The following is a 4,065-nucleotide window of genomic DNA, read 5'->3' as shown; positions in this document are numbered from 1 at the left end:
TATAGATATCAATGGAATTTAAAAAAGATGACTCCTGTTGGATACAGAAATCATCTTCTTGATGTTGCCTAACTTTTTTCAAAATGTCCTTTACAAAGGGTACAGATTAAAATTTATAGGCTCCTTTTTTGTATTGGAATTTATCTCGCTATTTGCCGGGCAGTAAGACTCCCACCTCAAAATTCAGCGAGAGCAAAGAAGTTAGGTGGGGATCGGGCAGCCCGTAAAAGCCCGATTAGTTTAACTAATAATCAGTGAGGGATGAATAAAACCCCCACTGATTAAAGTTTTACTTTATGAGAAGTCATTTTTCGTTAGTATGTAATATTAAGCTTGAACAATTAATAAGGATGAATTGTTGATGTTTTTTAGTACTGATGAAGGGGTGGAGAAATGAAGGGAAGAAAGCATTTTATTGTTTGTATGGTTTTATTGTTCTTCACATTTAGTTTTATTGGTGTTCAGAAAATAATAGCAGAAGAAGTTGAATTTTCAGGGACAACAGCTCCATTGAATGTAAATGTTAGAGAGGCGAAAAGTTTGAATGCAAATATTGTAGATGTGATTCCCGGAAATACAAAAGTATCTTTTAAAGGATGGGAGTATGGTGAAGCGGTTAAAGATTACTGGACAGGAAATTTAGATAATCGTTGGTTTTACTATTTTAAAGATGGAAAAAAAGTATATGTAACGTCAGCGTATATTAATGGAAATCCTCCAAGTACACCAATAGACCGTAAATTATCTGTACCTAACATATTACAAGAAAGATCAAATTGGTGTTGGGCAGGCACTTCGGTTTCAGTTTTAAATTATTTTGGGAAAACTCCTTCACAAGATCAGTACGTTAGGTATGTTAAGGGTGGATCATATAATAATCCTGCAACTTCACGTGAAATACAATATGGATTATCGGGATATGGTGTTAGTTCAGCTATAAGTTCTGGAGCAAAATCGTATGATTGGTTCAAAAGTCAAATTAATAGTAATCAGCCGATGATTGTACTCATTATGTGGCAAAATGGAGCTAACATCGGACACTTTCTAGTACTTGATGGATTTTATAAAGGGACAAATGGAACAGATTATATAACATACATGGACCCTTGGTATGGTGATCATTATAATCATAATTTCAGTACGTTCCATAATAATAATAATTTTTGGTGGAGTGAAACTGTTTATAATATCCATGCAAACTAATAATATTAAAAGCGGGGGTTCATAAATGGGAAAACTACTTAAGCTTGTGATACCGTGCATGTGCTTAATGACCGTTATTATTTTCGCTAGTAAAATTAGTTATGCATCAAAAAATAAAAGTGAATCAGTACAATCGATCGCATTAAAAGATTATCAATATAGTAAGGGAAGTTCTTCTGAAAATTTAAGTTTTGAAAAAATAACAACATCTCCATTTTCGTTACCAATCTATGAAACAATTCCAGCACAGCAAATTTTAAATAGCTCTGAATTTAAGAATTTACTATTACCAACAAATGAAAAGCTGTGGTTTATTATGAAGGATGAGCAGCCAGAAGGACTAATTGTTGCGAATGATACTGAACCGATTCGAACGGGCGGAGAAAATAGAAGTAAAGATTTATATGGATTATATAAAGCAATAAAAAATAATACAAATGAAACAAAAGATATTAGTTATTTCGAATTTGAAGGGCAAGGAATATTGGTAGTAAATCAAAATAATGATCAAGAAATATACCTTAGCAAAGGTGCCGCTGCCATATTAAAACTTCCTGCTGGTCAAAAAGTATTGAGCAGTGAAGTAATACAGAAAATGAAAGAGAGAATTGTAACTAGTTTTGAAAAGTAGGAAGGGCTAATTCTTTTTTGTGTTTATACAAGGTTGAACAGATAACAGGATTAATGGTAGCATTAGGGCTGTTTAAAAGCTAATATTGAATATAAAAAGGTTAGAGAAGTTAATTCTCTAACCTTTTTATATTCTGCTATCTACTGTACAACCTTTTTGCATAGCTGAATTTCCTTATTAGAAAATAAGGGTGCATCTATAAAACCATAATGATAAACTAAAATACCTAATTCCACTCTAGAATTAATATGCCATTTTTCTTTAATATGATTAATTATCGTTGAAATTCTTCTAGGGGTAACATATATTTTTCTGGAAATTTCTGCATCTGTATATCCTTTTGCTACATAAATAGCCACTTCTAATTCTCTTTCGGTTAATATTCTTTTCATAAAATAAGCCCCTTCGAAATTGTTTATATAAAATCAAAAGAAACTATTAAAAGAAATAAAGGTCAAAAATCATATTTATTTCTTTTAATTTCGCTATTTGCGGGCAATAAGATTCTCACCTCAAAATTTAGCTGTGACAAAGAAATCGAACTACCTGTAAACGCCTGCTTGGAGTGGACTAATAATCAGTGGTGATGAATAAAACTCCCATTGGTTATTAGTGAACTTTATTGTAATAATTTCTCATATTGTGATACAAGTTTGTGAAAAACTATAAATCCATATAAATAGTAATTGTAACTATACTAATTTTACATTACATTAAAAGTTGGAAAATATTCTTATACTCATAAAGTGTTACATTTGAGGGAGGAAAGATGGAATTCTACAATCTTGGTATTATTATTAAAGAACTTAGAAAGAAAAAAATATGTCACAATCTGAATTATGTCATGGAATATGTTCACAAAGCCAAATTAGTAAGATAGAAAAAGGGATTATTTATCCATCTAGCATATTGTTGTATCAACTATCTGAAAGACTTGGTATTGATCCAAATTATATATTTGCACTGACCAAAAATAAAAAAATAAAATATATTGAAAATGTAAAATGTGTAATGAGAGATTGTGTGAAACAAAAAGAATATAATGAGCTTTACGAAATAGTGAAAAAAGAGAAAAACGAAAATAATTTCCAATCAAAAGAAGATAAACAATTTCTATTATGGCATGAAGCGATTGCTATATATTATGTAAATGGAGCAACAATTAATGCTTTTGACATTTTAAATAGAGCACTAAAACAAACTTTAAGTAGTAGTAACTTTTTATCAGAAAAAGAAATAAGCATAATGAATTCAATTGCTATAATACATGCAGAAAATGAAGAGTATGAGAAAAGCATAAATATATTAAAACAAAGTTTAATTAATTTTAATAAGATAGAATTTCCTAGAGAAAAAGAAATCAAATTAAGACTCATTCATACGTTAACAAAATGTCTACACCTTGCAAATCAATATGAAGAAGCGATTAAGTATAGTGAAATAGGTATAAAATTAGCCATAAATATGAATACTTTATACTTATTAGGTGAATTGTTTTTTGAAAAAGGTGCAATTTTATTGAAAGTTCAGCACTCTAATGAAGTTGGTTTAACATACATAAAAAAGGCATTATTTATATTTGAACTAACAGAAAGAAAACAATATATAAAAATGATCAAGGATAAATATATTAAAAATGAAGAATAAACAAGAAACAATCCTAACATAAGCTATTTTTAATTGGTATTTATTCCTAAAAAAAGTACTGTAATACGAACTATTCCTTATTGTTGTTTATTGCTAAAATAAGTACCGTAATATTAGATAAAAATAAAGGGTGGCATTTTATGAAATCAAGAGGGATTACTCGTAAAGCAGATAGCATGGGGCGTATTGTTATTCCAATGGAAATAAGACGGAGTTTAGGAATTGTAGAAAAAGATTCTCTTGAAATGTTTATAGAAGAGGATCAGATTATTTTACGAAAATATCAATCTCCAAGAGCTTGTGCACTTACAGGTGATATTTCAGACAGCAATATTTCGTTAGCGAATGGGAAGATTATTGTAAGTCCAGAGGGGACGGAACTATTAATAAAGAAGTTACAGCAATATCTTTTAAAATAAAAGGTAAGTAAGGATTTTAAAATAGAATATTCTTGTAAAGAAAGTCCTCTATCATTGAAGTGACCCCTGTCAAGTAGACAGTATTCAAAAAACACAACTAAGCAACCTGAGTTCTATATTTATATGGACTCAGGTTATTTAGTTTCTTTTGGAACCTTTGGTGAT

The 4,065-nt window shown here is 29.9% G+C and carries 5 protein-coding genes and 1 pseudogene; 5 read left to right on the top strand and 1 reads right to left on the bottom strand.

Annotated features, from left to right (window positions below):
* From MR167_RS33460 to MR167_RS30805, 3 genes are all read left to right on the top strand, one after another.
* The coding region (locus tag MR167_RS33460) for an IS3 family transposase (RefSeq protein ID WP_325782561.1) at positions 1-72 on the top strand (72 nt) is incomplete at its 5' end.
* 321 nt (positions 73-393) lie between these two features.
* Positions 394-1,203: a papain-like cysteine protease family protein gene (locus MR167_RS30810; protein ID WP_000678376.1), complete on the top strand. Its 810-nt coding sequence runs from the start codon at positions 394-396 to the stop codon at positions 1,201-1,203.
* Between the two features lie 25 nt (positions 1,204-1,228).
* Positions 1,229-1,834, top strand: coding sequence for a hypothetical protein (locus MR167_RS30805; protein ID WP_242316190.1), 606 nt, complete (start codon positions 1,229-1,231; stop codon positions 1,832-1,834).
* 140 nt (positions 1,835-1,974) lie between these two features.
* On the opposite strand, the gene MR167_RS30800 is transcribed toward MR167_RS30805, so the two are convergent.
* Complete coding sequence (locus MR167_RS30800) at positions 1,975-2,226, bottom strand: response regulator transcription factor (RefSeq protein WP_000821942.1); 252 nt, start codon at positions 2,224-2,226, stop codon at positions 1,975-1,977.
* A 377-nt stretch (positions 2,227-2,603) separates the two neighbouring features.
* On the opposite strand from MR167_RS30800, the pseudogene MR167_RS30795 reads away from it, so the two are divergent.
* Together MR167_RS30795 and MR167_RS30790 are read left to right on the top strand one after the other, a co-directional pair.
* Positions 2,604-3,481 (top strand): annotated as a pseudogene (locus MR167_RS30795) (helix-turn-helix domain-containing protein).
* A gap of 140 nt (positions 3,482-3,621) precedes the next feature.
* Positions 3,622-3,900 (top strand): AbrB/MazE/SpoVT family DNA-binding domain-containing protein, encoded by a 279-nt coding sequence (locus tag MR167_RS30790; RefSeq protein WP_000842214.1) that lies wholly within the window; start codon positions 3,622-3,624, stop codon positions 3,898-3,900.
* The last annotated feature ends 165 nt before the right edge of the window (positions 3,901-4,065 follow it).

Source organism: Bacillus cereus group sp. BfR-BA-01355, assembly GCF_022663675.1.
GTDB lineage: Bacteria > Bacillota > Bacilli > Bacillales > Bacillaceae_G > Bacillus_A > Bacillus_A thuringiensis_S.
Note: the sequence above shows the minus strand (reverse complement) of the source record. Positions and strands in the feature narration are given on the sequence as shown.

Excerpts from the sequence above, each read along its gene's own strand:
- MR167_RS30810 (WP_000678376.1), top strand. The coding sequence starts at position 394 with ATGAAGGGAAGAAAGCATTTTATTGTTTGTATGGTTTTATTGTTCTTC.
- MR167_RS30805 (WP_242316190.1), top strand. The coding sequence starts at position 1,229 with ATGGGAAAACTACTTAAGCTTGTGATACCGTGCATGTGCTTAATGACC.
- MR167_RS30800 (WP_000821942.1), bottom strand. The coding sequence starts at position 2,226 with ATGAAAAGAATATTAACCGAAAGAGAATTAGAAGTGGCTATTTATGTA.
- MR167_RS30790 (WP_000842214.1), top strand. The coding sequence starts at position 3,622 with ATGAAATCAAGAGGGATTACTCGTAAAGCAGATAGCATGGGGCGTATT.